General features: G+C 62.4%; 37 protein-coding genes. 34 read left to right on the forward strand and 3 right to left on the reverse strand.

The genetic code is table 11. From position 1 onward, the window contains the following. Positions 1-17: 17 nt before the first annotated feature. From tuf to rplQ, 29 genes are all read left to right on the forward strand, one after another. Positions 18-1,211, forward strand: a complete 1,194-nt coding sequence (tuf, locus tag HOP51_RS17695; RefSeq protein WP_234275233.1) for an elongation factor Tu — start codon at positions 18-20, stop codon at positions 1,209-1,211. A 165-nt stretch (positions 1,212-1,376) separates the two neighbouring features. Next, positions 1,377-1,688 (forward strand): 30S ribosomal protein S10, encoded by a 312-nt coding sequence (gene rpsJ, locus HOP51_RS17700; protein WP_010626466.1) that lies wholly within the window; start codon positions 1,377-1,379, stop codon positions 1,686-1,688. A 150-nt stretch (positions 1,689-1,838) separates the two neighbouring features. Next, positions 1,839-2,477 (forward strand): 50S ribosomal protein L3, encoded by a 639-nt coding sequence (gene rplC / locus HOP51_RS17705; RefSeq protein WP_234275234.1) that lies wholly within the window; start codon positions 1,839-1,841, stop codon positions 2,475-2,477. Positions 2,478-2,491: 14 nt separating this feature from the next. Further along, positions 2,492-3,097: a 50S ribosomal protein L4 gene (gene rplD, locus HOP51_RS17710; RefSeq protein WP_234275235.1), complete on the forward strand. Its 606-nt coding sequence runs from the start codon at positions 2,492-2,494 to the stop codon at positions 3,095-3,097. Then, on the forward strand, positions 3,094-3,390 hold the full coding sequence (rplW, locus tag HOP51_RS17715; protein WP_010626469.1) for a 50S ribosomal protein L23: 297 nt from the start codon (positions 3,094-3,096) through the stop codon (positions 3,388-3,390). The genes rplD and rplW overlap by 4 nt, the downstream gene beginning before the upstream one ends. Before the next feature lie 17 nt (positions 3,391-3,407). Further along, entirely contained in the window at positions 3,408-4,235 is an 828-nt protein-coding gene (gene rplB, locus HOP51_RS17720) for a 50S ribosomal protein L2 (protein ID WP_234275236.1), read from the forward strand. A gap of 22 nt (positions 4,236-4,257) precedes the next feature. Next, entirely contained in the window at positions 4,258-4,533 is a 276-nt protein-coding gene (gene rpsS, locus HOP51_RS17725) for a 30S ribosomal protein S19 (protein ID WP_009098993.1), read from the forward strand. A gap of 18 nt (positions 4,534-4,551) precedes the next feature. Beyond that, complete coding sequence (rplV, locus tag HOP51_RS17730) at positions 4,552-4,884, forward strand: 50S ribosomal protein L22 (protein ID WP_097790618.1); 333 nt, start codon at positions 4,552-4,554, stop codon at positions 4,882-4,884. Positions 4,885-4,895: 11 nt separating this feature from the next. Next, entirely contained in the window at positions 4,896-5,597 is a 702-nt protein-coding gene (gene rpsC / locus HOP51_RS17735) for a 30S ribosomal protein S3 (protein ID WP_111413340.1), read from the forward strand. A gap of 15 nt (positions 5,598-5,612) precedes the next feature. After that, the gene (gene rplP, locus HOP51_RS17740) at positions 5,613-6,026 is read left to right on the forward strand and encodes a 50S ribosomal protein L16 (protein ID WP_111413341.1); all 414 of its coding nucleotides are present in this window, start codon (positions 5,613-5,615) and stop codon (positions 6,024-6,026) included. Further along, a complete protein-coding gene (rpmC, locus tag HOP51_RS17745) occupies positions 6,026-6,217 on the forward strand; it encodes a 50S ribosomal protein L29 (RefSeq protein WP_010626474.1) in 192 nt (63 codons plus the stop codon). Before rplP ends, rpmC begins: the two co-directional genes overlap by 1 nt. Position 6,218: 1 nt before the next feature. Then, positions 6,219-6,479 (forward strand): 30S ribosomal protein S17, encoded by a 261-nt coding sequence (rpsQ, locus tag HOP51_RS17750; RefSeq protein ID WP_159555891.1) that lies wholly within the window; start codon positions 6,219-6,221, stop codon positions 6,477-6,479. Positions 6,480-6,518: 39 nt separating this feature from the next. Continuing rightward, entirely contained in the window at positions 6,519-6,890 is a 372-nt protein-coding gene (gene rplN, locus HOP51_RS17755) for a 50S ribosomal protein L14 (RefSeq protein WP_010626476.1), read from the forward strand. A 14-nt stretch (positions 6,891-6,904) separates the two neighbouring features. Beyond that, positions 6,905-7,222 carry a 50S ribosomal protein L24 gene (gene rplX, locus HOP51_RS17760; protein WP_086507996.1) on the forward strand — a complete coding sequence of 106 codons (318 nt, stop codon included), beginning with the start codon at positions 6,905-6,907 and terminating at the stop codon, positions 7,220-7,222. Between the two features lie 18 nt (positions 7,223-7,240). Further along, positions 7,241-7,780: a 50S ribosomal protein L5 gene (gene rplE / locus HOP51_RS17765; RefSeq protein WP_159554805.1), complete on the forward strand. Its 540-nt coding sequence runs from the start codon at positions 7,241-7,243 to the stop codon at positions 7,778-7,780. A gap of 10 nt (positions 7,781-7,790) precedes the next feature. After that, a complete protein-coding gene (rpsN, locus tag HOP51_RS17770; RefSeq protein WP_159554803.1) occupies positions 7,791-8,096 on the forward strand; it encodes a 30S ribosomal protein S14 in 306 nt (101 codons plus the stop codon). Positions 8,097-8,128: 32 nt separating this feature from the next. Beyond that, a complete protein-coding gene (gene rpsH, locus HOP51_RS17775) occupies positions 8,129-8,521 on the forward strand; it encodes a 30S ribosomal protein S8 (protein WP_159554801.1) in 393 nt (130 codons plus the stop codon). 9 nt (positions 8,522-8,530) lie between these two features. Then, positions 8,531-9,061: a 50S ribosomal protein L6 gene (gene rplF / locus HOP51_RS17780; RefSeq protein WP_111413346.1), complete on the forward strand. Its 531-nt coding sequence runs from the start codon at positions 8,531-8,533 to the stop codon at positions 9,059-9,061. Positions 9,062-9,070: 9 nt separating this feature from the next. After that, positions 9,071-9,421: a 50S ribosomal protein L18 gene (rplR, locus tag HOP51_RS17785; RefSeq protein ID WP_111413347.1), complete on the forward strand. Its 351-nt coding sequence runs from the start codon at positions 9,071-9,073 to the stop codon at positions 9,419-9,421. An 11-nt stretch (positions 9,422-9,432) separates the two neighbouring features. Further along, on the forward strand, positions 9,433-9,933 hold the full coding sequence (gene rpsE / locus HOP51_RS17790; protein ID WP_010626483.1) for a 30S ribosomal protein S5: 501 nt from the start codon (positions 9,433-9,435) through the stop codon (positions 9,931-9,933). 5 nt (positions 9,934-9,938) lie between these two features. Then, on the forward strand, positions 9,939-10,121 hold the full coding sequence (gene rpmD, locus HOP51_RS17795; RefSeq protein ID WP_010626484.1) for a 50S ribosomal protein L30: 183 nt from the start codon (positions 9,939-9,941) through the stop codon (positions 10,119-10,121). Positions 10,122-10,124: 3 nt separating this feature from the next. Next, on the forward strand, positions 10,125-10,559 hold the full coding sequence (gene rplO / locus HOP51_RS17800; RefSeq protein WP_159554799.1) for a 50S ribosomal protein L15: 435 nt from the start codon (positions 10,125-10,127) through the stop codon (positions 10,557-10,559). Beyond that, entirely contained in the window at positions 10,560-11,891 is a 1,332-nt protein-coding gene (gene secY / locus HOP51_RS17805) for a preprotein translocase subunit SecY (RefSeq protein ID WP_159554797.1), read from the forward strand. Between the two features lie 53 nt (positions 11,892-11,944). After that, entirely contained in the window at positions 11,945-12,058 is a 114-nt protein-coding gene (gene rpmJ, locus HOP51_RS17810; RefSeq protein ID WP_009099023.1) for a 50S ribosomal protein L36, read from the forward strand. 122 nt (positions 12,059-12,180) lie between these two features. Beyond that, the gene (gene rpsM / locus HOP51_RS17815) at positions 12,181-12,537 is read left to right on the forward strand and encodes a 30S ribosomal protein S13 (protein WP_159554795.1); all 357 of its coding nucleotides are present in this window, start codon (positions 12,181-12,183) and stop codon (positions 12,535-12,537) included. A 39-nt stretch (positions 12,538-12,576) separates the two neighbouring features. Further along, a complete protein-coding gene (gene rpsK, locus HOP51_RS17820; RefSeq protein WP_010626488.1) occupies positions 12,577-12,963 on the forward strand; it encodes a 30S ribosomal protein S11 in 387 nt (128 codons plus the stop codon). Positions 12,964-12,975: 12 nt separating this feature from the next. Then, entirely contained in the window at positions 12,976-13,596 is a 621-nt protein-coding gene (rpsD, locus tag HOP51_RS17825; protein ID WP_010626489.1) for a 30S ribosomal protein S4, read from the forward strand. An 82-nt stretch (positions 13,597-13,678) separates the two neighbouring features. Continuing rightward, positions 13,679-14,677: a DNA-directed RNA polymerase subunit alpha gene (locus tag HOP51_RS17830; RefSeq protein ID WP_234275237.1), complete on the forward strand. Its 999-nt coding sequence runs from the start codon at positions 13,679-13,681 to the stop codon at positions 14,675-14,677. A gap of 39 nt (positions 14,678-14,716) precedes the next feature. Beyond that, complete coding sequence (rplQ, locus tag HOP51_RS17835; protein ID WP_159554791.1) at positions 14,717-15,112, forward strand: 50S ribosomal protein L17; 396 nt, start codon at positions 14,717-14,719, stop codon at positions 15,110-15,112. A 93-nt stretch (positions 15,113-15,205) separates the two neighbouring features. On the opposite strand, the gene uvrA is transcribed toward rplQ, so the two are convergent. After that, positions 15,206-18,067: an excinuclease ABC subunit UvrA gene (gene uvrA, locus HOP51_RS17840; protein WP_234275238.1), complete on the reverse strand. Its 2,862-nt coding sequence runs from the start codon at positions 18,065-18,067 to the stop codon at positions 15,206-15,208. Between the two features lie 164 nt (positions 18,068-18,231). Between uvrA and HOP51_RS17845 the strand changes: the two genes are divergently transcribed. The 4 genes from HOP51_RS17845 to HOP51_RS17860 all read left to right on the forward strand — a co-directional run bounded on the left by HOP51_RS17845 (position 18,232) and on the right by HOP51_RS17860 (position 21,998). Next, complete coding sequence (locus HOP51_RS17845) at positions 18,232-19,617, forward strand: MFS transporter (RefSeq protein WP_234275239.1); 1,386 nt, start codon at positions 18,232-18,234, stop codon at positions 19,615-19,617. A gap of 72 nt (positions 19,618-19,689) precedes the next feature. Then, positions 19,690-20,313 carry a single-stranded DNA-binding protein gene (locus HOP51_RS17850; RefSeq protein WP_234275240.1) on the forward strand — a complete coding sequence of 208 codons (624 nt, stop codon included), beginning with the start codon at positions 19,690-19,692 and terminating at the stop codon, positions 20,311-20,313. Positions 20,314-20,346: 33 nt separating this feature from the next. Continuing rightward, positions 20,347-21,240, forward strand: coding sequence for a sugar nucleotide-binding protein (locus HOP51_RS17855; RefSeq protein ID WP_234275241.1), 894 nt, complete (start codon positions 20,347-20,349; stop codon positions 21,238-21,240). Next, complete coding sequence (locus HOP51_RS17860) at positions 21,237-21,998, forward strand: lysophospholipid acyltransferase family protein (protein ID WP_234275242.1); 762 nt, start codon at positions 21,237-21,239, stop codon at positions 21,996-21,998. Before HOP51_RS17855 ends, HOP51_RS17860 begins: the two co-directional genes overlap by 4 nt. Before the next feature lie 99 nt (positions 21,999-22,097). Here the strand turns inward: HOP51_RS17860 and fabB are convergent, their stop codons facing one another. Continuing rightward, entirely contained in the window at positions 22,098-23,315 is a 1,218-nt protein-coding gene (gene fabB / locus HOP51_RS17865; RefSeq protein ID WP_234275243.1) for a beta-ketoacyl-ACP synthase I, read from the reverse strand. Between the two features lie 14 nt (positions 23,316-23,329). Continuing rightward, the gene (fabA, locus tag HOP51_RS17870) at positions 23,330-23,845 is read right to left on the reverse strand and encodes a 3-hydroxyacyl-[acyl-carrier-protein] dehydratase FabA (protein ID WP_159554777.1); all 516 of its coding nucleotides are present in this window, start codon (positions 23,843-23,845) and stop codon (positions 23,330-23,332) included. Between the two features lie 251 nt (positions 23,846-24,096). Here fabA and HOP51_RS17875 point away from each other — a divergent pair, with 251 nt between their 5' ends. Continuing rightward, on the forward strand, positions 24,097-25,959 hold the full coding sequence (locus HOP51_RS17875; protein WP_234275244.1) for a putative bifunctional diguanylate cyclase/phosphodiesterase: 1,863 nt from the start codon (positions 24,097-24,099) through the stop codon (positions 25,957-25,959). Positions 25,960-26,107 lie beyond the last annotated feature (148 nt).

A 26,107-nucleotide genomic window follows, 5' to 3' on the forward strand; every position in this document is an offset into this window, starting at 1 on the left:
GTAAAGAGGTTATCGAAGTGGCTAAGGAAAAATTCGAACGTTCCAAACCGCACGTCAACGTCGGCACCATCGGTCACGTCGACCACGGCAAGACCACTCTGACTGCGGCCCTGACTCGCGTTTCTGCTGAGGTCTTCGGCGGTGAATGGCGTCAGTTCGACTCCATCGACAACGCTCCGGAAGAGCGTGAGCGTGGTATCACCATCGCCACCTCTCACGTCGAGTACCAGTCCGAGGAGCGTCACTACGCGCACGTCGACTGTCCGGGACACGCCGACTACGTCAAGAACATGATCACCGGTGCGGCCCAGATGGACGGTGCCATCCTGGTCTGTTCCGCAGCCGACGGCCCCATGCCGCAGACCCGCGAACACATCCTGCTGTCCCGTCAGGTTGGCGTTCCGTACATCGTCGTGTTCCTGAACAAGGCCGACATGGTCGACGACGAGGAACTGCTCGAGCTGGTCGAGATGGAAGTTCGCGAACTGCTCAACGAGTACGACTTCCCGGGCGACGACACTCCGATCATCGTCGGTTCTGCGCTGATGGCGCTGAACGGCGAGGACGACAACGGCATGGGTACCACCGCCGTTGCCAATCTGATCAAGGCGCTGGACGACTATATCCCCGAGCCGGAGCGTGCCATCGATCAGCCGTTCCTGATGCCGATCGAGGACGTGTTCTCCATCTCCGGTCGTGGCACCGTGGTCACCGGTCGTATCGAGCGTGGTATCATCAAGGCCGGTGAGGAAGTCGAGATCGTCGGTATCAAGGACACCACCAAGACCACCGTTACCGGTGTCGAGATGTTCCGCAAGCTGCTCGACGAAGGTCGTGCTGGCGAGAACGTCGGTGCCCTGCTGCGTGGTACCAAGCGTGATGAAGTCGAGCGTGGCCAGGTTCTGGCCAAGCCGGGCAGCATCAACCCGCACACCGTCTTCGAAGCCGAAGTCTACGTGCTGTCCAAGGAAGAAGGTGGTCGTCACACCCCGTTCTTCAAGGGCTACCGTCCGCAGTTCTACTTCCGCACCACTGACGTGACCGGTACCTGTGAACTGCCGGAAGGCGTCGAGATGGTCATGCCGGGTGACAACGTCAAGATGGTCGTCACGCTGATCGCTCCGATCGCCATGGATGAAGGTCTGCGTTTCGCCATTCGCGAAGGTGGCCGTACCGTCGGCGCCGGCGTCGTGGCCAAGATCGTCAAGTAAGCCCTGGGCTCACCGATCGATCGAAGGGGGCTCCGCAAGGAGCCCCCTTTCTGCGCACCTTGGGCGGAGTGTTTGACTCTCGTCCTCGGCATGCATATAATGCGCATCCTTTGTATGCGTGGGTAGGCGGCAGAGGCCGTCCACATCCATTGGAGTTTAGGGCAAATGCAGAACCAGAAGATTCGCATTCGGTTGAAGGCATTCGACCACCGCCTGATCGACCAGTCTGCCGCGGAGATCGTCGATACCGCCAAGCGTACTGGTGCTCAGGTTCGCGGTCCGATCCCGCTGCCGACCAATCGTGAGCGCTACACCGTGCTGATTTCTCCGCATGTCAACAAGGATGCGCGTGACCAGTACGAGATTCGCACTCACAAGCGCGTGCTCGATATCGTCGAGCCGACCGAAAAGACCGTCGATGCCCTGATGAAGCTCGACCTCGCCGCTGGCGTGGACGTGCAGATCAAGCTCGATTAACCACACTAGACACCCGCGGCCCAGCGCTCTTTCAAACGAGTTGGAGCAGCAGCCGCCGCGCCGTGATGGCGCCATACAACGTGCTAGTGGAATGCTCTGGAAAGGGCAGCCATAGCGGGTGATAGCCCCGTACACTAAAGGAGACTGAGAATGACTATCGGTTTGGTCGGTAGAAAGGCCGGTATGACCCGTGTCTTTACCGAAGATGGCGCTTCCGTGCCCGTGACCGTGATCGAGGTTGAACCGAATCGCATTACCAGCGTCAAGACCGTCGAATCCGACGGCTACGCGGCGGTTCAGGTTACAGCCGGCTCCCGCAAGGCCAAGCATCTCACCAAGGCGCAGGCAGGTCAGTACGCCAAGGCAGGTGTCGAGGCCGGTCGTTCGCTGATGGAGTTCCGCCTCAATGCAGGCGAGGAGGCTCCGGAAGTGGGCGGCGAACTCACCGTATCCCTCTTCGAAGCTGGTCAGAAGGTCGATGTGGCCGGCACCTCCAAGGGCAAGGGGTTTCAAGGCGCCGTCAAGCGCTGGAATTTCCGTACCCAGGATGCCACCCACGGCAACTCCCTGTCGCATCGTGCGCCGGGTTCCATCGGTATGTGTCAGACCCCGGGTCGCGTCTTCAAGGGCAAGAAGATGGCCGGTCAGATGGGCAATGTCCGCTGCACCGTCCAGAGCCTCGAAGTCGTACGGGTCGATGCCGAGCGCAACCTGCTGCTGATCAAGGGCGCCGTGCCTGGTGCTACCGGCAGCGACGTCATCGTTCGCAGCGCCGTCAAAGCTGGCTGAAGGGGATAGAACCGATGAATCTGAATCTTGCTGCAGGCGCGGGTACTGTCGAAGTCGCCGACGCCACCTTTGGCAAAGAATTCAACGAGGCGCTGGTTCACCAGGTCGTCACCGCCTATCTGGCTGGTGGTCGCCAGGGCACTCGCGCCCAGAAGACTCGTTCCGACGTGCGCGGCGGTGGCAAGAAGCCGTGGCGCCAGAAGGGCACCGGCCGTGCTCGCGCCGGTACCATCCGCTCGCCGCTGTGGCGTAGCGGTGGTGTGACCTTCGCGGCGCGTCCGCAGGAGCACTCGCAGAAAGTCAACCGCAAGATGTACCGCGCAGCAATGCGTTCCATCCTGTCCGAGCTGGTGCGTCAGGAGCGTCTGGTCGCCATCGACGAATTCACCGTCGATGCTCCTAAGACCAAGCAACTGGTCGCCAAGCTGGGTGAGCTGGGCCTGGAGAAGGCGCTGATCGTCACTGAGGAAGTCGACGAGAAGCTCTATCTGGCCGCTCGTAACATCCCCAACGTGGATGTGGTGGATGTGGCTGCCGCCGATCCGGTGAGTCTGATCGCCTTCGACAAGGTGCTGGTCACCGTCTCTGCTCTGCGTAAATTCGAGGAGAAGCTGGCATGAACCAGGAGCGCGTATTCAAGGTTCTGCTTGGTCCGCACGTGACCGAGAAGGCCGCTTTCGCCGCCGAGCGCAACCAGTATGTGTTCAAGGTGGCCAGCGATGCGACCAAGCCGGAAATCAAGCAGGCCGTGCAGGTGCTGTTTGGCAAGAAGGTCGATCGTGTCCAGGTGCTGAACATGAAGGGCAAGACCAAGCGCAGTGCGCACGGTCTGGGCCGCCGCCAGGGCTACCGCAAGGCCTACGTGACCCTGGCGGCTGGTGAGACGCTCGAAGACTTCACTGGCGCCGAATAAGGGCAGGAGTACGGATCATGGCAATCGTCAAGACAAAACCCACATCCGCCGGTCGTCGCCACCTGGTCAAGGTCGTCAACGACGAGCTGCACAAGGGCAAGCCCTATGCGCCGCTGCTCGAGAAGCAGTCGCGCAGCGGCGGACGTAACAACAACGGTCGCATCACCACCCGCCACGTGGGCGGTGGTCACCGTCAGCACTACCGGGTCATCGACTTCAAGCGCACCAAGGATGGCGTTCCTGCCGTCGTCGAGCGTCTTGAGTACGATCCCAACCGCAGCGCTCACATCGCGCTGCTGAAGTACCTGGACGGCGAGCGTCGCTACATCATCGCACCCAAGGGTGTGAGCGCAGGCGATCGTCTCGAGTCCGGCGTGAATGCGGCGATCAAGAAGGGCAATACCCTTCCGCTGCGCAACATCCCGCTGGGTTCCACCGTTCACTGCATCGAGCTCAAGCCCGGCAAGGGTGCGCAGCTGGCTCGCAGTGCCGGTACCAGTGCCCAGTTGGTCGCTCGTGAAGGCAACTACGCCACCCTGCGCCTGCGCTCCGGCGAGATGCGCAAGGTGCTGGCCGAGTGCCGCGCGACCCTGGGTGAAGTGAGCAACTCTGAGCACAGCCTGCGTCAACTTGGCAAGGCCGGTGCGAAGCGCTGGAGAGGCGTGCGTCCGACCGTTCGCGGTGTGGCCATGAACCCGGTGGATCACCCGCACGGTGGTGGTGAAGGCCGCACTAGCGGTGGACGCCATCCGGTGACGCCGTGGGGCGTGCCCACCAAGGGCCACAAGACCCGCAAGAACAAGCGCACTGACGCGCTGATCGTTCGCCGCCGCAAGGCCAAGTAACAGACATTAAGGGGTAACGGCTGTGCCACGTTCACTGAAGAAAGGTCCTTTTATTGACCTTCATCTGCTGAAGAAGGTTGAGGCTGCAGTGGAGAAGAACGACCGCAAACCGATCAAGACCTGGTCGCGTCGTTCCATGATCCTGCCGAACATGGTCGGGCTCACCATTGCTGTCCATAACGGTCGCCAACACGTCCCGGTGCACGTCTCCGAGGAAATGGTTGGCCACAAGCTGGGCGAATTCGCTGCCACCCGCACTTATCGCGGTCATGCGGCGGACAAGAAAGCCAAACGGTAAGCCAGAGAGGATTGAGAGATGGAAGTCACAGCTAAGCTGCGTGGCGCTCGTTTATCCGCCCAGAAGGCCCGTTTGGTGGCTGACCAGGTGCGCGGTAAGCCTGTCGCCGAGGCGCTCGACCTGCTGACCTTCTCACCGAAGAAGGCTGCCAAGCTGGTCAAGAAAGTGCTGCAGTCCGCCATCGCGAATGCGGAAGAAAACAACGGCATGGATATCGACGAGCTGCGTGTCTCGACCATCTGCGTCGATGAGGGCATGACGCTCAAGCGCATCCGTCCGCGCGCTAAGGGCCGTGCGGATCGCATCCTGAAGCGCACCTGCCACATCACCGTCAAGGTAGCCGAGAAGTAGGAGTCGACCAGATGGGTCAGAAAGTCAATCCGACAGGTATTCGGCTGGGTATCGTCAAGGACCACTCCTCGGTGTGGTATGCCGAGCGCGGTGCTTACGCCGACAAGCTGAACAACGATCTCGAAGTGCGTCGCTTCCTCGAAGAGCGTCTGAAGAACGCCTCCGTGAGCAAGATCACTATCGAGCGTCCGGCGAACAACGCCCGCATCACCATTCACACTGCTCGTCCGGGCATCGTGATCGGCAAGAAGGGCGAGGACGTCGACAAGCTGCGCCGTGATGTCACCGCGATGATGGGCGTGCCCGTGCACGTCAACATCGAGGAAGTGCGCAAGCCGGAACTCGATGCCAAGCTCGTCGCGCAGAACATCGCCGGCCAGCTCGAGCGTCGTGTCATGTTCCGTCGCGCCATGAAGCGCGCGGTACAGAACGCCATGCGCCTGGGCGCCGGCGGCATCAAGGTGCAGCTCTCCGGTCGCCTCGGCGGCGCGGAAATTGCCCGCACCGAATGGTACCGGGAAGGTCGCGTGCCGCTGCACACTCTGCGTGCGGACATCGACTACGCCACCTACGAGGCCAAGACCACCTACGGCATCATTGGTGTCAAGGTATGGGTCTTCAAGGGTGAAATCCTCGGGGGCATCGAAGAGGTCCGCGCCAAGGCCAAGCAACAGCCGCAGGCCGCGCCCTCCAAGAAGAAAGGTTCCAGGTAAGGGGAGAGCGAGTCGATGTTACAGCCCAAGCGCATGAAATTCCGCAAGATGCAAAAAGGCCGCAACCGTGGCCTGGCGCATCGCGGAAGCAAGATCAGCTTCGGGGAATACGGCCTGAAAGCTACCGGTCGCGGCCGCATCACGGCGCGTCAGATCGAAGCCGGCCGCCGTGCGATCACCCGTCACGTCAAGCGTGGCGGCAAGATCTGGATCCGCGTCTTCCCCGACAAGCCGATTTCCAAGAAGCCACTCGAAGTCCGTATGGGTAAGGGTAAGGGCTCCGTCGAGTACTGGGTCGCACAGATCCAGCCGGGCCGGGTCCTGTATGAAATCGAAGGCGTGTCCGAAGAGCTGGCCCGTGAGGCCTTCTCCCTGGCCGCGCAGAAGATGCCCGTGTCCACCACCTTTGTGAAACGGACGGTGATGTGATGAAAGCCCAGGAAATTCGTGAAAAGTCAGTCGAGCAGCTCCAGGAGCAGCTCTTCGAACTCCTCCGCGAGCAGTTCAACCTGCGCATGCAGAAGGCCACCGGTCAGCTCAGCCAGACTCATCTGCTCAAGCAGGTTCGTCGGGACATCGCCCGGGTGAAGACTGTGCTCAACGAGAAGGCAGGTGACTGAGATGGCCGAAGAAAAGAAAGCCCGTACGCTCACCGGCAAGGTGGTGAGCGACAAGATGGACAAGTCCATCGTCGTCATGATCGAGCGCCGCGAGCGGCACCCGATCTACGGCAAGTACGTCAAGCGCTCCACCAAGCTGCACGCCCATGACGAGGCGAACCAGGCCAAGGCCGGCGACACGGTATCCATCCAGGAATGCCGTCCGCTGTCCAAGAAGAAGGCCTGGACGCTGGTCGAGGTGATCGAGCAGGCCAAGGGCTGAGCTCGGCGAGAGCAGTCAGATTAGGTTTGGAGAAAACCGATGATTCAGACTCAGACAATGCTGGATGTCGCCGACAACAGCGGAGCGCGCCGGGTGCAGTGCATCAAGGTGCTTGGCGGCTCACACCGTCGCTACGCGCGTGTCGGTGACATCATCAAGGTCACGGTGAAGGAAGCCATTCCGCGTGGCAAGGTCAAGAAAGGCCAGGTCCTCAAGGCGGTAGTGGTTCGCACCCGCAGCGGTGTCCGTCGTTCCGACGGTTCGCTGATCCGCTTCGATGGAAATGCGGCGGTTCTGTTGAACAACACCAACGAACAGCCGATCGGTACCCGTATCTTCGGACCGGTGACCCGTGAGCTTCGTACCGAGAAGTTCATGAAGATCATTTCCCTGGCGCCCGAAGTGCTGTAAGGAGCGAGGCGGATATGCAAAAGATCAAACGTGACGATGAAGTGATCGTCATCGCCGGCAAGGACAAGGGCAAGCGCGGCACCGTCAAGCGCGTCCTCAAGGACGAACGCTTCGTCGTGTCCGGTGTGAACATGATCAAGCGTCACACCAAGCCCAACCCTATGGCGGGCAATCAGGGCGGTATCGTCGAGCGCGAGGCTCCGATTCACGCGTCCAACGTGGCGATCTTCAACTCGGAGACCGGTAAGGCGGATCGCGTCGGCTTCCAGGTTAAGGAAGACGGTACCAAGGTACGTATCTACAAGTCGACGCAGACGCAGATCGACGCCTAACGCGAGTCGGGTAGCAAAATGGCGAACTTGAAAGAACGTTATCAGAACGAGGTGGTGGCTCAGCTCAAAGAGCAGTTCAGCTACGCCAACGTGATGCAGGTGCCGCGGATCACCAAGGTGACCCTCAACATGGGCATCGGTGACGCGACCAGCGACAAGAAGCTGATCGAAAATGCCATCAGCGACCTGGAGAAGCTCTCCGGTCAGAAGCCGCTGGTGACCAAGGCGCGCAAGTCCATCGCGGGCTTCAAGGTGCGCGAAGGTTGGCCGATCGGCATCAAGGTGACCCTGCGCTCCGAGCGCATGTGGGAATTCCTCGATCGCCTGGTCAACATCGCGATTCCCCGCGTGCGTGACTTCCGTGGTCTCAACCCGAAGTCCTTCGACGGTCGCGGCAACTACTCCATGGGTGTGCGTGAGCAGATCATCTTCCCCGAGATCGAATATGATAAAATCGATCGGATTCGTGGGCTGGATGTCACCATCACCACTACTGCCAACACCGACGAGGAAGGTCGTGCGCTGCTGAGCGCGCTGAACTTCCCGTTCAAGAAATAAGGGTGGGATCATGGCAAAGAAGAGCATGATTGAACGCGAGCTCAAGCGCACCAAGCTGGTCGAGAAGTATGCGGCCAAGCGCGCCGAGCTCAAGGCGATCATCCAGAACGTGAACGCTTCCGATGAAGAGCGCTTCGAAGCGACGCTGAAACTGCAGCAGTTGCCGCGTGACTCCAGCCCGGTGCGTCAGCGTAATCGCTGCCGTATCACCGGCCGTCCGCACGGCTACTACAACAAGTTCGGGCTTGCCCGTAACAAGCTGCGTGAAGCCGCTATGCGTGGCGAAGTCCCTGGGCTGAAGAAGTCCAGCTGGTAAGCCGCCACGGAATCATCAGGAGCGCAATGTAAATGAGCATGCAAGATACTCTGGCGGATATGTTCACCCGTATCCGCAATGCGCAAATGGCCACCAAGGAGACGGTCACCATGCCGTCCTCCAAGCTCAAGGTCCAGGTGGCCCGCGTATTGAAGGAAGAGGGCTATATCAACGACTTCGCGGTCGCTGAAGGTACCAAGCCCGAACTGACCGTGACCCTCAAGTACTTCGAGGGCAAGCCGGTCATCGAGCACCTGCAGCGGGTATCCAAGCCGTCCCTGCGCCAGTACAAGGGCAAGGATGCATTGCCCAAGGTGGCGGACGGCATGGGTGTGGCGATCGTCACCACCTCCAAGGGCGTGATGACCGACCGTGCCGCTCGCCAGGCGGGCGTCGGTGGCGAAGTCATCTGCACCGTATTCTAGGAGTCTGGAATGTCCCGCGTAGCCAAATATCCGGTTAAAGTGCCCGCCGGCGTCGACGTCAAGCTCGACGGCGACCAGCTGACCGTCAAGGGCGGCCAGGGCACGCTGTCCATGACCGTTCATCCGGACGTGGCCATCGCTCAGGAAGAGGGTCAGCTGACCTTCAATCCAAGCGAGAGCGCCAAGTCCTGGGCCATGGTCGGCACCACTCGTGCTCTGGTTCAGAACCTGGTCACCGGCGTCTCCGAGGGCTTTACCAAGACCCTCGAAATCGTTGGCGTCGGCTATCGTGCCCAGGCAAGTGGCCAGACGCTGAATCTGTCACTGGGCTTCTCCCACCCGGTCGAGTATTCCCTGCCTGAGGGTGTCTCTGCGGAAACGCCGAAGAACACCGTCATCGTGCTGAAGAGCGCGGACAAGCAGAAGCTGGGCCAGGTCGCCGCCGAGGTTCGTGCCTTCCGTCCGCCTGAGCCCTATAAGGGCAAGGGTGTGCGGTACGCCGACGAGCAAGTGCGTCGTAAAGAAGCCAAGAAGAAGTAAGGCAGGGTTATGAACGCGAAGAAAGAATCTCGTCTCCGTCGTGCCCGCCGCGCTCGCGCCAAGATGCGCGAGCTGGGCGTGTATCGCCTGTGCGTCAACCGTACCCCGCGCCACATCTACGCGCAGATCATCTCGCCGGATGGTGGCAAGGTGCTGGCCAGCGCTTCCACGCTGGACAAGGACCTGCGCGAGGGAGCGACCGGTAACTCCGACGCCGCCGCCAAGGTCGGTGCGCTGATTGCCGAACGCGCCAAGCAGGCTGGCATCACCCAGGTGGCCTTCGATCGTGCCGGTTACAAGTATCACGGTCGCGTGAAGGCCCTGGCCGACGCCGCACGTGAAGGCGGCCTGGAATTCTAAAGGGTTTTACGATGGCGAAGAACGAACAGAACACCGGCGATCTGCAGGAAAAACTCGTGCAGGTCAACCGTGTCGCCAAGGTGGTCAAGGGTGGCCGTATTTTCGGCTTCACTGCTCTGACCGTCGTCGGCGACGGCAATGGTCGTGTCGGCTTCGGTCGTGGCAAGGCGCGTGAAGTGCCGGTCGCGATCCAGAAGGCGATGGACCAGGCGCGCCGCAACATGGTCAAGGTGAGCCTCAAGGGCCATACCCTGCAGTACCCGGTGAAGGCCCGTCACGGCGCCTCCAAGGTGTACATGCAGCCGGCTTCCGAAGGTACCGGGATCATCGCCGGCGGCGCCATGCGCTCCGTGCTCGAGCTGGCTGGCGTCCATGACGTCCTGGCCAAGTGCTACGGCTCCACCAATCCGGTCAACGTGGTGCGCGCGACCGTCAAGGGTCTCGCGTCCATGCAGTCGCCGGAAGACATCGCCGCCAAGCGCGGTCTGTCTGTCGAAGCGATCACGGGGTAAATACCATGGCAGCCACACTCAAGGTTACCCAGATCCGTAGCACCATCGGCACGCTGCCCAAGCACAAGGCCACCATGAAGGGCCTGGGCCTGCGCCGCATCGGTCATACGGTCGAGCTGGAAGACACCCCTGCCGTGCGCGGCATGATCCACAAGGTCAACTACCTTGTGCGGGTAGAGGGAGAGTAATCCATGAAACTCAACACGCTGAGCCCGGCACCGGGCTCCAAGCACGCCGAGAAGCGCGTCGGCCGTGGCATCGGCTCCGGTCTGGGCAAGACCGGCGGCCGTGGCCACAAGGGCCAGAAGTCGCGTAGCGGCGGCACCGTGAAGCCTGGTTTCGAGGGCGGTCAGATGCCGTTGCAGCGGCGTCTGCCCAAGTTCGGCTTCACCTCCATGAAGTCGCTGGTCTCCGAAGAGGTGCGCCTGAGCGAGCTGGCCAAGGTGAGCGGTGACGAAGTCACCCTGGAAACCTTGAAGCAGGCCAACGTGCTCAAGGATGCCACCCAGCACGCGAAGATCATTCTTTCCGGCGACGTCAACAAGGCGGTTACCGTCCGCGGTCTCAAGGTCACCAAGGGTGCCCGTGCCGCGATCGAAGCCGCCGGCGGCAAGGTAGAGGACTAAATGGCCAAGTCAGGAAACATGCCGGCGATGGGCAGCGGTCTGAGTGAACTGTGGGCGCGTCTGCGCTTCGTGCTCCTCGCCATCGTGGTGTACCGCATCGGTGCCCATATCCCCGTTCCCGGTATCAATCCTGACCAGCTTGCTGCCTTGTTCAGGGAGCAGCAGGGCACCATCCTGGGACTGTTCAACATGTTCTCGGGTGGTGCGCTGGAACGCATGAGTATCTTCGCCCTGGGCATCATGCCCTACATCTCGGCGTCGATCATCATGCAACTGCTGACCGCAGTCTCGCCCCACCTCGAGCAGCTGAAGAAGGAGGGCGAGGCTGGCCGTCGCAAGATCAGCCAGTACACCCGCTACGGTACCGTGCTGCTGGCCTTCGTCCAGGCTACCGGCATGTCGGTGGGCCTGGCCAGCCAGGGCATCGCCTACACCGCTGACTTCAGCTTCTACTTCACTGCCATCGTCACCTTCGTGTCGGGTGCAGTGTTCCTGATGTGGCTGGGCGAGCAGATCACCGAGAAGGGTATCGGCAACGGCATCTCGCTGCTGATCTTCGCCGGTATCGTCGCCGGCCTGCCGGGTGCGGTAGGCCAGGCATTCGAGCTGGCCCGCAACGAAGGTGCGTGGAACGTACTGCCGCTGCTGGCCCTCTCCGTGCTGGGCGTGGCGACCGTAGCCTTCGTGGTGTTCATCGAGCGCGGTCAGCGCCGCATCACGGTGAACTACCCGCGGCGCCAGGTGGGCAACAAGATGTATGCCGGGCAGAGCAGTTATCTGCCGCTGAAGGTGAACATGGCGGGTGTGATTCCGCCGATCTTCGCTTCCAGCATCCTGCTGTTTCCTGCCTCCATCGGCCAATGGGTCGGCGCCGGCGACGGCATGGAGTGGCTGCAGCGTGCTTCCCAGGCCCTGGGGCCAGGACAGCCGTTGTACATCTTGCTTTTCGCGGCGGCGGTGGTATTCTTCTGCTTCTTTTACACAGCGCTGGTCTTCAATCCCAAGGATGTCGCCGACAACCTCAAGAAGTCGGGGGCTTTCCTGCCGGGTATTCGCCCTGGTGAGCAGACCGCTCGCTATGTCGACAAGGTCATGACACGTCTGACCTTGTTCGGTGCCCTTTACATCACCGCGGTTTCCCTGATGCCCCAGTTCCTGATCGTGGCGTGGAACGTGCCGTTCTTCTTCGGCGGTACCTCGCTTCTGATCGTGGTGGTGGTCATCATGGACTTCATGGCTCAGGTGCAGTCGCACCTCATGTCGCACCAGTACGAGTCGGTGATGAAGAAGTCCAACCTGAAAGGCTATGGCAGCGGCGGCATCATGCGCTGAGCCGCGCCGTCAGTGCTCTGGCGCGCCGCGTGCCGATTTTGGAGTAAGGAACGATGAAAGTTCGAGCTTCCGTCAAGAAGATGTGCCGCAACTGCAAGATCATTCGTCGCAATGGCGCGGTTCGCGTCATCTGCATCGAGCCGCGGCACAAGCAGCGCCAGGGTTGATCCTGGCGCCTGTGGAAAAGTGGTGCCGGCATACCCCTTGCCCTAAGGTGGGTAAAGGGGTATGCTGTTGCGCCTTTTGTAGTGACTAATCGAGCAAGCCGCTCAAATTTCGGAGAAAGCTGATGGCCCGTATTGCAGGCGTCAATATCCCGGACAACAAGCATGCGGCGATCTCGCTGACCTATATCTTCGGGATTGGCCGCACGCGCGCGCAGGAAATCTGTGCCGCTACCGGCATCGCGCCGACCACCAAGGTTCAGGAGCTCTCCTCTGAGGAGGTAGATGCCCTGCGTGCCGAGGTCGGCAAGTACACCGTGGAAGGTGACCTTCGTCGTGATGTGACGCTCAACATCAAGCGTCTCATGGACCTGGGTTGCTATCGTGGTCTGCGTCATCGTCGTAGTCTTCCGCTGCGTGGTCAGCGTACCAAGACTAACGCGCGTACCCGTAAGGGCCCGCGTAAGCCGATCCGCAAGTAACACGCACGTTCTGGCGTAAAGACAGGAATTGACATCAACATGGCTAACCCGCGCAGCAACCGTAAAAAGGTTAAAAAGCAGGTAGTGGACGCCGTTGCGCACATCCACGCCTCTTTTAACAACACGATCGTGACGATCACAGACCGCCAGGGCAATGCCCTTTCCTGGGCAACTGCCGGTGGTTCGGGTTTTCGTGGTTCTCGCAAGAGCACCCCGTTCGCTGCTCAAGTGGCAAGCGAACGTGCAGCGACTGCTGCAGCCGAGTATGGTGTGAAAAACGTCGACGTGCTGGTCAAGGGCCCCGGTCCTGGTCGTGAATCCGCCGTGCGCGCGCTGAGCGCCGCCGGCTTCCGCGTGCAGAGCATCACTGACGCGACGCCCATTCCCCACAATGGCTGCCGTCCGCCGAAGAAACGCCGCGTTTAAGGAGACAGATTCATGGCTCGTTATATTGGACCGAAGTGCAAACTGTCTCGTCGTGAAGGCACCGACCTCTTCCTCAAGAGCGGTGTGACTCCCTTCGAGAAGAAGTGCAAATCCGAGCAGATCCCGGGTGTGCACGGCCAGCGCCGTCAGCGTCTTTCCGACTACGGCTTGCAGCTTCGCGAGAAGCAGAAAGTGCGTCGTATCTACGGCGTGCTCGAAAAGCAGTTCCGCAGCTACTACAAGGAGGCCGCCCGTCGCTCCGGCGCCACCGGCGAAGTCCTGCTGCAGCTGCTCGAATCCCGACTGGACAACGTCGTCTATCGCATGGGCTTCGGTTCCACCCGTTCCGAGGCGCGCCAACTGGTGAGCCACAAGGCGATTGCGGTCAACGGCCGTACCGTCAACGTGGCTTCCTACCAGGTCAAGCCCGGCGACGTGGTTTCCGTTCGTGAGAAGGCAAAGAACCAGGCGCGCATTCAGAGTGCGCTTTCCATCGCTGCCAACCGTGGCGATGTTGCCTGGATCGAGGTGGACGCCAAGAAGATGGAAGGCACCTTCAAGGCTATCCCGGAACGCGGCGACCTGTCGGCTGACATCAACGAAAACCTGATCGTCGAGCTGTACTCGAAGTAAGCGCCGCTGATCGCGTCGTGCCGGTCCTTCGGGGCCGGCGCCGAGTACCGAGTAACCGTTAGGCAGCCTCAAAGGTGTAGTTATGCAGCGTTCAGTGACAGAGTTTCTCCGTCCGCGCGATATCAAGGTCGAAGAGATCAGCGCGCACCACGCGAAGATCGTGCTCGAGCCGTTCGAGCGTGGCTTTGGCCATACCCTGGGCAATGCGCTGCGTCGCATTCTGCTCTCGTCCATGCCCGGCTGTGCCGTGGTGGAAGTCGAGATCTCGGGTGTCGAGCATGAGTACAGCGCGATCGAGGGTGTTCAGGAAGACGTCATCGAGATTCTCCTGAACCTCAAGGACGTGGCCATCCGCATGCACAGTCGCGACGAGGCGGTGCTCTCGCTGAACAAGCAGGGCCCGGCCGTGGTGACCGCGGGCGATATCGTGCTCGACCATGACGTCGAGATCGTCAATCCCGACCACGTCATTGCTCACGTCAACGAAGGCGCTGAGCTCAAGATGCAGCTCAAGGTCGCGCGTGGTCGCGGCTACGAGCCGGCGGATACCCGCGTGGGCGCTGACGATGAGTCGCGTGCCATCGGCCGCCTGCAGCTGGATGCCACCTTCAGCCCCGTGCGTCGTGTCTCGTATGCCGTCGATGCCGCGCGTGTCGAGCAGCGTACCGATCTCGACAAGCTGATCATCGATCTGGAAACCGACGGCACCCTGGATCCCGAAGAGGCGATCCGTCGCAGCGCCACCATCCTGCAGGAGCAGCTGGCAGCGTTCGTCGACCTGGAAGCCGACAAGGAACAGGAGGTCGAGGAGGAAGAGGATCACATCGATCCGATCCTGCTGCGTCCCGTAGACGATCTCGAGTTGACCGTCCGCAGTGCCAACTGCCTGAAGGCCGAGAATATCTACTACATCGGCGATCTGATCCAGCGCACCGAGGTGGAGCTGCTGAAGACGCCGAATCTCGGCAAGAAGTCTTTGAACGAAATCAAGGACGTGTTGGCTGCTCGTGGTCTTTCCCTTGGCATGCGGCTGGAGAACTGGCCGCCGGCGAGCCTGAAGGACGACAAGGCCTCCGCGTGAGCGTCGACTCGAGTCCCAGTTTGGTAAGGAATCACAACCATGCGTCATCGTAAGAGTGGTCGTCACCTCAATCGTACCAGCTCGCATCGCCAGGCCATGTTCAAGAACATGAGCGTGTCGCTGATCGAGCACGAAGTGATCAAGACAACCCTGCCCAAGGCCAAGGAGCTGCGTCGCGTCATCGAGCCGCTGATCACCCTGGCCAAGCAGGACAGCGTCGCCAACCGTCGTCTGGCCTTCAGCCGCACCCGCTCGAAGGAAGCGGTCGGCAAGCTCTTCAATGAGCTGGGTCCGCGTTACGCCGAGCGTCCGGGCGGTTACGTCCGTATCCTCAAGTGCGGCTTCCGCACCGGCGACAACGCCCCCATGGCCTTCGTCGAACTCGTCGACCGTCCGGTCGCCGAGGAGGTCGAGGAAGCCGCCGCCGAGGAGTGATCCCCGGCAGCGGGCCTGGCCCGGCAATGCTGTAGCGGTAGATACGAAAAACCCGGCTTCTCACGAAGTCGGGTTTTTTATTGCGCTTTCGACCTACTTGGATGTCGCCAGCTCGGCCTGCTGGCTTCTGGCTCGCTCCAGCAATGGCTTGAGGAAGCGCCCGGTGTGGGAGACTTCCATCGCGGCGACCTGCTCCGGGGTGCCCTCGGCGATGATGCGCCCGCCGCCGGAGCCGCCCTCGGGGCCGAGGTCGACGATCCAGTCGGCGGTCTTGATCACGTCCAGGTTATGCTCGATGACCACGATGGTGTTGCCATGATCGCGTAGGCGATGCAGCACGGCGAGAAGCTGGCGGATGTCCTCGAAGTGCAGCCCGGTGGTGGGTTCGTCGAGGATGTAGAGGGTCTTGCCGGTGTCGCGCTTGGCCAGCTCGCGAGCCAGCTTGACCCGCTGGGCCTCACCACCGGAGAGCGTGGTGGCGCTCTGGCCCAGGCGGATGTAAGAGAGCCCCACGTCGAGCAGGGTCTGCAGGCGCCGGGCGATGGCCGGCACCGGGCTGAAGAATTCCAGCGCCTCTTCCACGGTCATCTCGAGCACCTCGTCGATGCTCTTGCCCTTGTACTCGATCTCCAATGTCTCGCGGTTGTAGCGCTTGCCCTTGCACACGTCGCAGGGCACGTAGATGTCGGGCAGAAAGTGCATCTCGACTTTGATCATGCCTTCGCCCTGACATGCCTCGCAGCGTCCGCCCTTGACGTTGAACGAGAAGCGCCCCGGCTTGTATCCGCGTGAGCGTGCCTCCTGGGTGCCGGCGAAGAGCTCACGTATGGGTGTGAAGATGCCGGTGTAGGTGGCCGGGTTGGAGCGTGGCGTGCGACCGATGGGGCTTTGGTCGATGTCGATTACCTTGTCGAGCTGGTCGAGCCCCTCAATGGTGCCGTAAGGGGCCGGTGACAGGGTGGTGGCGTGATTGAGTTCGCGTGCGGCGATGGGCATCAGCGTCGAGTTGATCAGCGTCGACTTGCCCGAGCCGGAGACTCCGGTGACGCAGATGAACAATCCCAGCGGCAGGGTCAGGGTGACGTCGTGTAGGTTGTTGCCCTGTGCCCCCGTGAGTACGAGCCGTTTCTCAGGGTTGCCGGGAATTCTCCATTTGGGCACCTCGATGCGACGCTTGCCAGAGAGATACTGCCCCGTCAGCGAGTCGTGGCTGGCCATGACCTGCTCCGGAGTGCCCTGGGCGACGATCCTGCCGCCGTGCACGCCGGCACCGGGGCCGATATCGAGTACATGATCCGCGGCGCGAATGGCGTCCTCGTCGTGCTCCACCACGATCACGGTGTTGCCCAGGTCGCGCAGGTGAATCAGGGTCTTGAGCAGGCGATCATTGTCGCGCTGATGCAGGCCGATGGAGGGTTCGTCGAGGATGTACATGACGCCTACCAGGCCGGCACCGATCTGGCTGGCCAGGCGGATGCGCTGGGCCTCGCCGCCCGAAAGGGTCTCGGCGCTGCGCTCGAGGTTGAGGTAGTCGAGTCCGACGTTGACCAGGAATTCCAGGCGAGCATGGATTTCGTTGATCACCTTCTGGGCGATCTCGCCCTTACGCCCGGGCAGGGTCAGGCGCTGGAAGTAGTCCCAGGCCTCGCCGATCGGCAGCTGCACGATCTGCGGCAGCGTGTGGTCGTCGACGAAGACGTGGCGTGCCTCCTTGCGCAGGCGCGAGCCGTGGCAGGTGGGGCAGGGGCGGTCGGCAATGTAGCGGGCCAGCTCCTCGCGCACCATGCTCGACTCGGTTTCGCGATAGCGACGCTGCATGTTGGGCAGCACGCCTTCGAAGGGGTGCTCGCGAGTGACTCGCCGGCCCCGATCGTTGACGTAGGAGAAGCTTATCTCGTCATCGCCGCTGCCGAAGAGAACGATGTCCTTTTCATGGCGAGCCAGCTCCTGCCACGGTGTCTCCAGGGTGAAGCGGTAGTGGTCGGCCACTGCCTGAAGCTGGCTGAAGTAGTAGACGCTGCGCCGGTCCCAGCCCTTGATCACGCCCTCGGCCAGGGATAGCTCCGGATGGCTGATCAACTTGTCGGGATCGAAGACCTGCTGCACGCCAAGTCCGTCGCAGGTGGGGCAGGCGCCTGCAGGATTGTTGAACGAGAACATACGCGGTTCGAGCTCGGCAATGGCGTAGCCGCATACCGGGCAGGCGAAGCGTGCCGAGAAGGTGATGTCCTCGGCCTCGCCGTCCATGAAATGCACCACGGCAATGCCGTCGGCCAGGTTGAGTGCCGTCTCGAACGACTCGGCCAGACGCTGGGCCAGCCCTTCACGCACCTTGATGCGATCGATCACCACGCTGATATCGTGTTTCTTGTTCTTGTCCAGCGGGGCGATATCGTCGAGCTCCAGCGCCTGACCATCGACCATCACTCGCACGAAGCCCTGGGCGCGCAGCTCGGCCAGCAGCTGCAGGTGCTCGCCCTTGCGGCCCTTGACCACCGGCGCCAGCAGCATCAGTTTGCTGCCTTCGGGGAGCGCCAGTACCTGGTCGACCATCTGCGAGATGGTGCTGGCTTCGAGCTCCTCGCCGTGTTCGGGGCAACGCGGCGTGCCGGCACGGGCGAATAGCAGGCGCAGGTAGTCGTAGATCTCGGTGATGGTGCCCACCGTGGAGCGCGGGTTGTGGGAGGTGGACTTCTGTTCGATGGAGATCGCCGGAGATAGCCCCTCGATATGGTCGACGTCGGGCTTCTCCATCATCGACAGGAACTGTCGGGCGTAGGTGGAGAGCGACTCCACGTAGCGGCGCTGGCCCTCGGCGTAGAGGGTGTCGAAGGCCAGCGACGACTTGCCCGAGCCCGAAAGCCCGGTGACCACGATCAGGCTGTCGCGGGGCAGCTCGACGTCGATCTGCTTGAGGTTGTGGGTGCGCGCACCCCTGACCACGATCCTGTCCATTCACACCTCATGGCGCTCGGCAAAACCTCGATTATACGTCCGCGGTCGACTGCGCGCCAAAGCGTCGCTGGTCGAGACGTTTCCTGTGGGGGCCGGAATCGTTAGAATAGTCGGTTCATCAAAAAGGGCTCCGGCCCGACCATCATGGAATCCTCTAATCCCCTATGCGCAAGCTCTCTGGACTGCTGCTAGCCTCCGAACGGCGCGCCATTACCGGCCTGGCCGGCCTGTATGCCACGCGCATGCTGGGGCTGTTCATGGTGTTGCCGGTGCTGGCACTGTACGCCGACGAACTGGCCGGCGCCACGCCGCTGCTGGTGGGGCTGGCGCTGGGTGTCTACGGTCTTACCCAGGCGATCCTGCAGATCCCCTTCGGTCTGCTTTCCGACCGCCTCGGACGCAAGCCGGTAATTGCCGGCGGACTGCTGTTGTTCATGCTGGGCAGCGTGGTGGCGGCCTCCGCGGATACTATCGGCGGAGTGATCCTGGGGCGCTGCCTGCAGGGTAGCGGAGCCGTGGCGGCGGCGATCATGGCACTGCTCGCCGACCAGACCCGTGAGCAGGTGCGCACCGCCGCCATGGCGACCATCGGTCTCTCCATCGGCGTGGCGTTTGCCGTCGCCATGGTGCTGGGGCCGTGGCTGGCGGCGGCATTCGGACTCGCCGCGGTGTTCTGGTTCACCGCCCTGCTCGCCGCGCTGGGCTTGGCAGTGCTGTGGAAGCTGGTGCCGCCAGCGCCGCGCCGTCTGCGCCATCGCGACGTCGGTCTCGACCGGCGCCAACTGGGCGCGATTCTCGCCCGCGCCGACCTGTGGCGCCTGGACCTGTCGATCTTCACCCTGCACCTGGTGCTGATGGCGATCTTCGTGGCCGTGCCGTTTCGCCTGGTGGAGGCGGGCATCGCTGCGGAGCGCCATGGCGTGACCTATCTCGCCGTCATGGCGCTGGCATTCGTCGCCATGGTGCCGCTGGTAGTGGTGGCCGAGAAACGCCAACGCATGAAGGGCATGAGCCTGGCGGCGATCGCTGCGATTACCGCCAGCCTGGCCGGGTTGGCCGGCTTCGGCAGCGGCTGGGCACTGTTCGCCTGGCTGCTGCTGTTCTTCACTGCCTTCAACCTGCTCGAGGCCATGCTGCCGTCGATGCTCAGCAAGCTGGCACCGGCCGGGGCCAAAGGCACGGCGATGGGCGTCTATTCGACCAGCCAGTTTCTCGGCGCCTTCCTGGGTGGCGTGCTGGGGGGCTTTCTGGCTCAGCAGTGGGGGCTGTCGGCGGTCTTCGTCGGCAGTGCCGTGTTGGCCGCGCTCTGGTGGTTGTTGATGCTGGGCATGCCGGCCCCGCCGCATTTGTCGAGCGAGGTCGTGGCCTTGGACGACGAGCACCAGGGGGATACGCTCGATACGTTGATGGCGAGCTTTGCCGAAGTGGCCGGGGTCGAGGACGTTCTGGTCGTGCCGGAGGAGCGAGTCGCGTATCTTAAGGTGGATCGGCGCCGCCTCGATGAGGATGCCCTAGCGCGTCTGATCCGCTCGAACCGCCACGGCGGTTAGCCTGCTTGTCAGGCATCGGCCCGCAAGGCCGAACCATTACAATGCACCTGTTCACTATAGAGGGAGTCCAGCATGGCCCGTGGCGTCAACAAGGTCATTCTCATCGGCAACCTGGGGCAGGACCCCGAGGTCCGCTTCATGCCTTCCGGCAGTCCCGTTGCCAACCTGCGCGTTGCTACCACCGACACTTGGACCGACAAGCAAAGCGGTCAGCGTCAGGAGCGTACCGAATGGCACTCGGTGGTGCTGTTCAACCGCCTGGCCGAGATTGCCCAGCAGTACCTGAAGAAGGGCTCGCGGGTCTATCTCGAGGGGCGCTTGCAGACACGCAAGTGGCAGGGGCAGGACGGACAGGATCGCTATACCACCGAGATCGTCTGCAACGATATGCAAATGCTCGATTCGCGCAGCGGCGATTTCGGTGGCCAGCCCGGCGCGGGCATGCCGCAGCAGCAGGGCGGTGGCTATGGTGCGCCTCAAGGCGCTCCCGCGCCGCAGCAGGGCGGTTATGGCGCACCGCCGCAGGGTGGTGGCGGCTACGGTAACGCGCCCCAGCAGGGCGGCTATGGCGGTGGCCAGCCGCAGCAGCGTCCGGCACCGGGAGGTCAGCCCCAGCAGGGCGGCCAGAAGCAAAACAACTATGGCGCACCCGATCCAGGCAGCTTCGACGATTTCGACGACGAGATCCCGTTCTGATCTCATCCGATCGAAGCCGCCGGAGGCGTTAGCGTGAAGCTGTTGATACTGGATGCCGGCCATTGCCTCAATCTGGCGCTGGCCAGGCTGGTGCATCGGCGTAGCGATACCGAGCTCGTCATAGAGCCCGGCCTGAACATCGATGCGGCCAAACTGCGCGAGCTGGCACCGACGGCGGTGATCGTGCCGCCATTGTCAGCGCCGATGGAGATCGAGCCCGCCGCCGTGATGGCCCACGGCGAGGGGGTCGACGCCTGTCTGGAAGCCTGCCGTGAGACCGATACGCCACTGGTCTGGTGTGTTTCCGATCAGCTCTACCAGGATGGCTTCGAGACGCCCATCGATGAGCATGTGATCCCGGCGCCACGCGACGAGAGCCTCAGGCGGCTGATCGCCATTGGCGATCGCATCCGCAGCAGCCATCCGCGGCACTTGATCGCGCGGCTGGGGCCGCTGTTTGCGCTAGAAGGCGGGCATGCCTGGCTCAACGGCTTGATCGACAGCCTGGTGGCAGGGGATGAAGTGCGGGCGGCGCAGGACGTAATCTTCTGCCCCACTTCGGCAGATGCCGTGGCCATGGCGCTGGTTGGCATGTTGCACCAGCTCGACTGCGGCTCCAACGCTTGGGGCGCTTATCACCTGGCGGGAACAGAGCCGGTCAGCGCCTACACCTTCACGTCCATGGTGCGTACTCAGCTCTCGACGCGTCTGGAGGGACTGGGGATGCATGTGGCGCTGGGCGAAGTGAAGGCGCTCAAGCATCATCACGACCAACCGCTGCGTCGCGTGCTCAACTGCCGGCGTGTGCTGGAGGCCTTCGGGGTGCATCAGAAGCCCTGGCGACTGGAAGTGGGACGTCTGCTCGACGAATGGTGCCAGGCGCGCCGACCCACCATGAGAGATGAAGGGGGCCGCTCTCCTGCATGAACGTATTGCGCAGCGTGCTGTTTTATCTCGGCTACTTCTTCGCCATTCTCGTTTGCGGCGTGCTGTTTCTGCCTGTTGCGCCATTCCTGGCCCTGCCGGCGCGTTATCGCTTGCTCAATCTTTACAACCATTTCATCACCGCCTGGTTCCGTTGGACCTGCGGGGTGACCTACCGAGTCAATGGCAAGGAGCATTTACCGCAGGGCCCCTGCGTGATCCTGGCCAACCATCAGTGCGAATGGGAAACCCTATACCTGCAGATTCTCAAGCCGCCGGTATGTACGGTACTCAAGCAGGAACTGCTGCGCATTCCGGTATTCGGCTGGGGGCTCAGGTTGCTGCACCCCATCGGGCTGGATCGCTCGAAACCTGCGCGGGCCATGAAGCAAGTGCTGACTCAGGGCGTGGCACGCCTGCAGGAGGGGTTGACGGTATTGATCTTTCCCGAGGGCACTCGGGTTGACCCGGGGCAACGGCGGCGCTACAACAAGAGCGGTGCCGTCATCGCCTGTCGCGCCGGGGTGCCGGTATTGCCGGTGGCGCACAACGCCGGTGAGCGCTGGCCAGGCCGCTACTGGGTGAAGAATCCGGGGCTGCTCAACGTGGTGGTCGGTGAGCCTATCGAGACCGAGGGGCGCACGCCGGAGGAGGTGCTGGTCGAGGTTGAAGCCTGGATCGAGGCGCGTCTGGCTGAAATTTCCGAGGTTCCGCGTCCGGAAGCAGCCAAGCCCGCAGTGACGGTAGCTTCCCAGCCATAGCAACAGCTGACGAGCAGACGAGCAGAGATCGAAATGCAGAAGGTGCCGAGGGGCGCCTTCTGCGTTCTGACGTGGCTACATCTGCGTCTTCGTCTGTGACTAGTCGCGATAGCGCTGTAGCACCAGGCAGGCGTTGGTACCACCGAAACCGAAGCTGTTGGAAAGCACGCGATCCAGCGTGACATCGTCGCGCCGCTGGGTGACGATATCGAAGCCCGCTGCCTGGTCGTCGAGCTCCTCGACGTTGGCCGAGGCGGTGATGAAGCCGTGCTCCATCATCAACAGCGAATAGATGGTTTCCTGCACGCCGGTGGCGCCCAGCGAGTGGCCGGTCAGCGACTTGGTCGAACTCATCGGTGGGGTGGAGTCGCCGAAGACCTCGCGGATGGCCTTGAGTTCGGCAACGTCGCCCACCGGAGTCGAGGTGCCATGAGTGTTGATGTAATCGATCTTGCCATCGATGCCGGCCATGGCCTGGCGCATGCAGCGCACTGCCCCCTCTCCGGAGGGTGCGACCATGTCGTGACCATCGGAGGTGGCGCCGTAGCCGACCAGCTCGGCATAAATCTTGGCGCCGCGTGCCTTGGCGTGCTCAAGTTCCTCGAGCACCAGCATGCCGCCGCCACCGGAGATGACGAAGCCGTCCCGGGCCTTGTCATAGGGGCGCGAGGCCTTGGCGGGAGTGTCGTTGTACTGGGTCGTCAAGGCGCCCATGGCATCGAACAGGCACGATAGGGTCCAGTGCTCTTCCTCGCCGCCGCCAGCAAAGACGACGTCCTGCTTGCCCATCTGGATCTGTTCCATGGCGTTACCGATGCAGTGGGCCGAAGTGGCACAGGCCGAGGAGATCGAGTAGTTGACCCCCTTGATCTTGAACGGCGTGGCCAGACAGGCCGAGACGGTGCTGCCCATGGTGCGGGTGACCCGGTAGGGGCCGACCCGGCGTAGGCCCTTCTCGCGCATCGCGTCGGCGGCCTCGACCTGGTTGGCGCTGGAGGCGCCGCCGGAGCCGGCGATCAGGCCGGTACGTTCGCTGGAAACCTGCTCGAGGCTGAGGCCCGAGTCCTCGATGGCCTGGGCCATGCTCACATAGGCGTAGGCCGCAGCATCGCCCATGAAGCGGCGCAGCTTGCGGTCGACCAGCGTGTCGAGGTCGATGTCGACGACCCCGGCGACCTGGCTGCGAAAGCCTCGTTCAGCGTACTCCTCCTTGAAGCGAATGCCCGAGCGCCCATTCCTGAGCGCGTCGACGACCGTCTTAGGGTCGTTGCCCAGGCAAGATACGATGCCCAGACCGGTGACTACCACTCGTCGCATGGAAGCCTCCTGTTTCAGAAATTCGCGGTAGAGGTGAACAGGCCGACCCGCAGGTCGTGAGCCTGATAGATTTCGCGGCCATCCACCGATACGGTGCCATCGGCGATGCCGAGGATCAGGCGCCGGGTAATGATGCGCTTGACATGAATGTGATAGGTGACCTTGTCGGCCTCGGGCAGGATCTGGCCGGTGAACTTCACCTCGCCACAGCCCAGCGCACGCCCACGACCAGGGTGACCAAGCCAGCCTAGATAGAAACCCACCAATTGCCACATGGCATCGAGCCCCAGGCAGCCGGGCATGACCGGATCGCCGGGAAAGTGACAGTCGAAGAACCACAGGTCGGGTTTGATATCCAGTTCGGCGATCAGTTCGCCCTTATTGAACTGGCCTCCCTGCTCATGAATGTGCCTGATGCGATCGAGCATCAGCATGTTGGGGGCCGGCAACTGGGCGTTGCCGGGGCCGAAGAGCTCGCCGCGGCTGCATGCCAGCAGTTCTTCGCGTTCGAAGGAGTGTTGCTTGGTCACTGAGTCGTTCCGAGTCGCAATTGTAGTGGGCCCTTCCGCGTGCGGTGCGGAGGCAGCATGGCACAAAGAGCCAACCCGCCCGGGCGGCCCTGCCTAGTCTACTGGCCGAGGCCCATGATTGCACGCCGGGCATGACGCAACCGACGCCAAAGATTAAAGTGTCAGCGCCATGTGTCGATACTCTATGGATAGGGTCGATGCAATAGCATGGGCGCAACTCAACTTACATCACCGTTACGTCGGGACCACTCATGCGGCCATCCTTTGCATTGAATCGCTCCTTGATCTGGGCTGCCGTGGTGGCGCTACCGGCCTGTATCTGGCTGCCCGGTCATGGCTTGCGAACGGTTGCTGTCGCCTTGGTCGCATTAGGGCTGGGCTCAGCCTGGCGCCAGATCAAGCGCGATCGCCAGCATGCCGATCTGATGCAGCAAGTGCTGATGCTCTCCGAGGAAGGGGTGCAGATCACCGATGCCGAGAACCGCATTCTCTCCGTCAATCCGGCCTTCACCCGTATCACCGGCTATACCGAGGAGGAAGTGCGTGGTCTCAACGCGGCCAATCTGGCCGCCGCACGACACGATTCGGCTTTCTTCAAGCGCTTCTGGCAAACCCTGCACAGCAAGGGGCGCTGGGAGGGCGAGATCTGGAATCGGCGTAAGCAGGGCGATGAGTTTCCGGAGTGGCTGCGGGTCAAGGCGATCCACGATGCACGTGGTCATATTAGCCACTACGTTGGGACCTTCACCGATATCTCGGTGCACAAGGCGCGTGAGCAGGACCTGCGGCGCATCGGCTTTGAGGATCCGCTCACCGGGCTACCCAACCGCCGCCGTCTACACGATCTGATGACCTCACGTCTGCGCCACCTGCGGGCCGGCGAGAGTCTCGACATGGCGATCGTCGATATCGATGGCTTCAAGTCGGTCAACGACAGCCTGGGGGTGGAACAGGGCGACCGGCTGCTGGCCCGTTTCGGCCAGCGCCTGGCCCGGCATGTGGCCGGTGGTGTCGTGGGCCGTTTGGGTGGCGATGAGTTCCTCGTCATTCGCACCACTACCTTCGACGATCACGACAAGTGGATCGCCGGGCTGCGCCAGCACCTGGGCGAACCCTTCGAACTGGGCAGCAAGACCTTGCGTCTGGGGCTCTCCATCGGCAGCTGCCGCGCGCCCGAGGATGGCAAGGAGTCCGGAGTGCTGTTCCAGCGCCTGGAGTCGGCGCTCTACTCCGCCAAGCGCCATGGACGTAACGTCACCCAGCGTTTCCGCCCTGCGCTGGACATGCAGAACTCGCCACACATGACATTGGTCTACGGCCTGCGCGATGCCCTGGCCAACGGCGAGCAGTTGGAGCTGCACTACCAGACCCAGCATCGCATCATGGATGGAGCCGTGGTGGGCATGGAGGCGCTGCTGCGCTGGCGGCATCCGGAGCATGGCATGGTGTCGCCCGCTGACTTCATCCCGCTGGCCGAGCGGCATGGCCTGATGGGGCCGTTGGGCAATTGGGTGATCGATGAGGCTTTGGCGCAGATGGCGCGCTGGCATGAGATGGGCCTTCCCCAACTGCCGCTCTGGATCAATATCTCGGCGATCCAGATGTTCCAGGGCGAGCTCGAGACCTCTCTTTCGGCCGGTCTGGCCCGGCATGGCATCGAGCCTTCTCAACTGGGCCTGGAGCTGACGGAGTCGGTGCTGCTCGACGAGCGCGCCGGGGATGTCGTGCCGCGCCTGGAGGCGCTGCGGGCCAAGGGGCACTGTATCGCCATCGACGACTTCGGTATGGGCTACTCGTCGCTCAGCTATCTGAAGAATCTGCCGCTGGACAAGCTCAAGCTCGACCGCACCTTCATCCGTTCGTTGCCTGACGACCCCGCCGATGCCGCCATCGTCAGCGCCGTGCTGGCGATGGCACGGGGCCTGGGTCTCGACGTCGTTGCCGAGGGAGTGGAAACCCACGGCCAGCTCGACTTCCTGCAGCAGGCCGGTTGCAGGCTGGTACAGGGCTATCTCTATTCGCGACCGGGGCCGGCCGACGTGATCGAAGCTCAGTGGCAAGCGCTGAGGTCGGATACGTCGGGACTGATGTTGCGAGCCGAGCCAACGGTCTAATACAACGTATTGGCTCGCCTAGTGAGCTGTCGGTAATGCCGTGAAGGCGCCGAGAGCTCGCTGGCGGGTAGCCTTGTGGTTGACGGTCGGCGACGAATAGCCGGTTACGTCTCGCTAGTGCGCGGCGTTCGCGCGGTGGCCAGTGCCG

It is taken from the genome of Billgrantia zhangzhouensis (assembly GCF_021404465.1).
Classification (GTDB): Bacteria; Pseudomonadota; Gammaproteobacteria; order Pseudomonadales; family Halomonadaceae; genus Halomonas; species Halomonas zhangzhouensis.

Bases quoted from the DNA above. Each gene is read 5' to 3' on its own strand.
- rpsJ (WP_010626466.1), top strand. From the start codon at position 1,377: ATGCAGAACCAGAAGATTCGCATTCGGTTGAAGGCATTCGACCACCGC.
- rplC (WP_234275234.1), top strand. From the start codon at position 1,839: ATGACTATCGGTTTGGTCGGTAGAAAGGCCGGTATGACCCGTGTCTTT.
- rplD (WP_234275235.1), top strand. From the start codon at position 2,492: ATGAATCTGAATCTTGCTGCAGGCGCGGGTACTGTCGAAGTCGCCGAC.
- rplW (WP_010626469.1), top strand. From the start codon at position 3,094: ATGAACCAGGAGCGCGTATTCAAGGTTCTGCTTGGTCCGCACGTGACC.
- rplB (WP_234275236.1), top strand. From the start codon at position 3,408: ATGGCAATCGTCAAGACAAAACCCACATCCGCCGGTCGTCGCCACCTG.
- rplV (WP_097790618.1), top strand. From the start codon at position 4,552: ATGGAAGTCACAGCTAAGCTGCGTGGCGCTCGTTTATCCGCCCAGAAG.
- rpsC (WP_111413340.1), top strand. From the start codon at position 4,896: ATGGGTCAGAAAGTCAATCCGACAGGTATTCGGCTGGGTATCGTCAAG.
- rplP (WP_111413341.1), top strand. From the start codon at position 5,613: ATGTTACAGCCCAAGCGCATGAAATTCCGCAAGATGCAAAAAGGCCGC.
- rpmC (WP_010626474.1), top strand. From the start codon at position 6,026: ATGAAAGCCCAGGAAATTCGTGAAAAGTCAGTCGAGCAGCTCCAGGAG.
- rpsQ (WP_159555891.1), top strand. From the start codon at position 6,219: ATGGCCGAAGAAAAGAAAGCCCGTACGCTCACCGGCAAGGTGGTGAGC.
- rplN (WP_010626476.1), top strand. From the start codon at position 6,519: ATGATTCAGACTCAGACAATGCTGGATGTCGCCGACAACAGCGGAGCG.
- rplX (WP_086507996.1), top strand. From the start codon at position 6,905: ATGCAAAAGATCAAACGTGACGATGAAGTGATCGTCATCGCCGGCAAG.
- rplE (WP_159554805.1), top strand. From the start codon at position 7,241: ATGGCGAACTTGAAAGAACGTTATCAGAACGAGGTGGTGGCTCAGCTC.
- rpsN (WP_159554803.1), top strand. From the start codon at position 7,791: ATGGCAAAGAAGAGCATGATTGAACGCGAGCTCAAGCGCACCAAGCTG.
- rpsH (WP_159554801.1), top strand. From the start codon at position 8,129: ATGAGCATGCAAGATACTCTGGCGGATATGTTCACCCGTATCCGCAAT.
- rplF (WP_111413346.1), top strand. From the start codon at position 8,531: ATGTCCCGCGTAGCCAAATATCCGGTTAAAGTGCCCGCCGGCGTCGAC.
- rplR (WP_111413347.1), top strand. From the start codon at position 9,071: ATGAACGCGAAGAAAGAATCTCGTCTCCGTCGTGCCCGCCGCGCTCGC.
- rpsE (WP_010626483.1), top strand. From the start codon at position 9,433: ATGGCGAAGAACGAACAGAACACCGGCGATCTGCAGGAAAAACTCGTG.
- rpmD (WP_010626484.1), top strand. From the start codon at position 9,939: ATGGCAGCCACACTCAAGGTTACCCAGATCCGTAGCACCATCGGCACG.
- rplO (WP_159554799.1), top strand. From the start codon at position 10,125: ATGAAACTCAACACGCTGAGCCCGGCACCGGGCTCCAAGCACGCCGAG.
- secY (WP_159554797.1), top strand. From the start codon at position 10,560: ATGGCCAAGTCAGGAAACATGCCGGCGATGGGCAGCGGTCTGAGTGAA.
- rpmJ (WP_009099023.1), top strand. From the start codon at position 11,945: ATGAAAGTTCGAGCTTCCGTCAAGAAGATGTGCCGCAACTGCAAGATC.
- rpsM (WP_159554795.1), top strand. From the start codon at position 12,181: ATGGCCCGTATTGCAGGCGTCAATATCCCGGACAACAAGCATGCGGCG.
- rpsK (WP_010626488.1), top strand. From the start codon at position 12,577: ATGGCTAACCCGCGCAGCAACCGTAAAAAGGTTAAAAAGCAGGTAGTG.
- rpsD (WP_010626489.1), top strand. From the start codon at position 12,976: ATGGCTCGTTATATTGGACCGAAGTGCAAACTGTCTCGTCGTGAAGGC.
- HOP51_RS17830 (WP_234275237.1), top strand. From the start codon at position 13,679: ATGCAGCGTTCAGTGACAGAGTTTCTCCGTCCGCGCGATATCAAGGTC.
- rplQ (WP_159554791.1), top strand. From the start codon at position 14,717: ATGCGTCATCGTAAGAGTGGTCGTCACCTCAATCGTACCAGCTCGCAT.
- uvrA (WP_234275238.1), bottom strand. From the start codon at position 18,067: ATGGACAGGATCGTGGTCAGGGGTGCGCGCACCCACAACCTCAAGCAG.
- HOP51_RS17845 (WP_234275239.1), top strand. From the start codon at position 18,232: ATGCGCAAGCTCTCTGGACTGCTGCTAGCCTCCGAACGGCGCGCCATT.
- HOP51_RS17850 (WP_234275240.1), top strand. From the start codon at position 19,690: ATGGCCCGTGGCGTCAACAAGGTCATTCTCATCGGCAACCTGGGGCAG.
- HOP51_RS17860 (WP_234275242.1), top strand. From the start codon at position 21,237: ATGAACGTATTGCGCAGCGTGCTGTTTTATCTCGGCTACTTCTTCGCC.
- fabB (WP_234275243.1), bottom strand. From the start codon at position 23,315: ATGCGACGAGTGGTAGTCACCGGTCTGGGCATCGTATCTTGCCTGGGC.
- HOP51_RS17875 (WP_234275244.1), top strand. From the start codon at position 24,097: ATGCGGCCATCCTTTGCATTGAATCGCTCCTTGATCTGGGCTGCCGTG.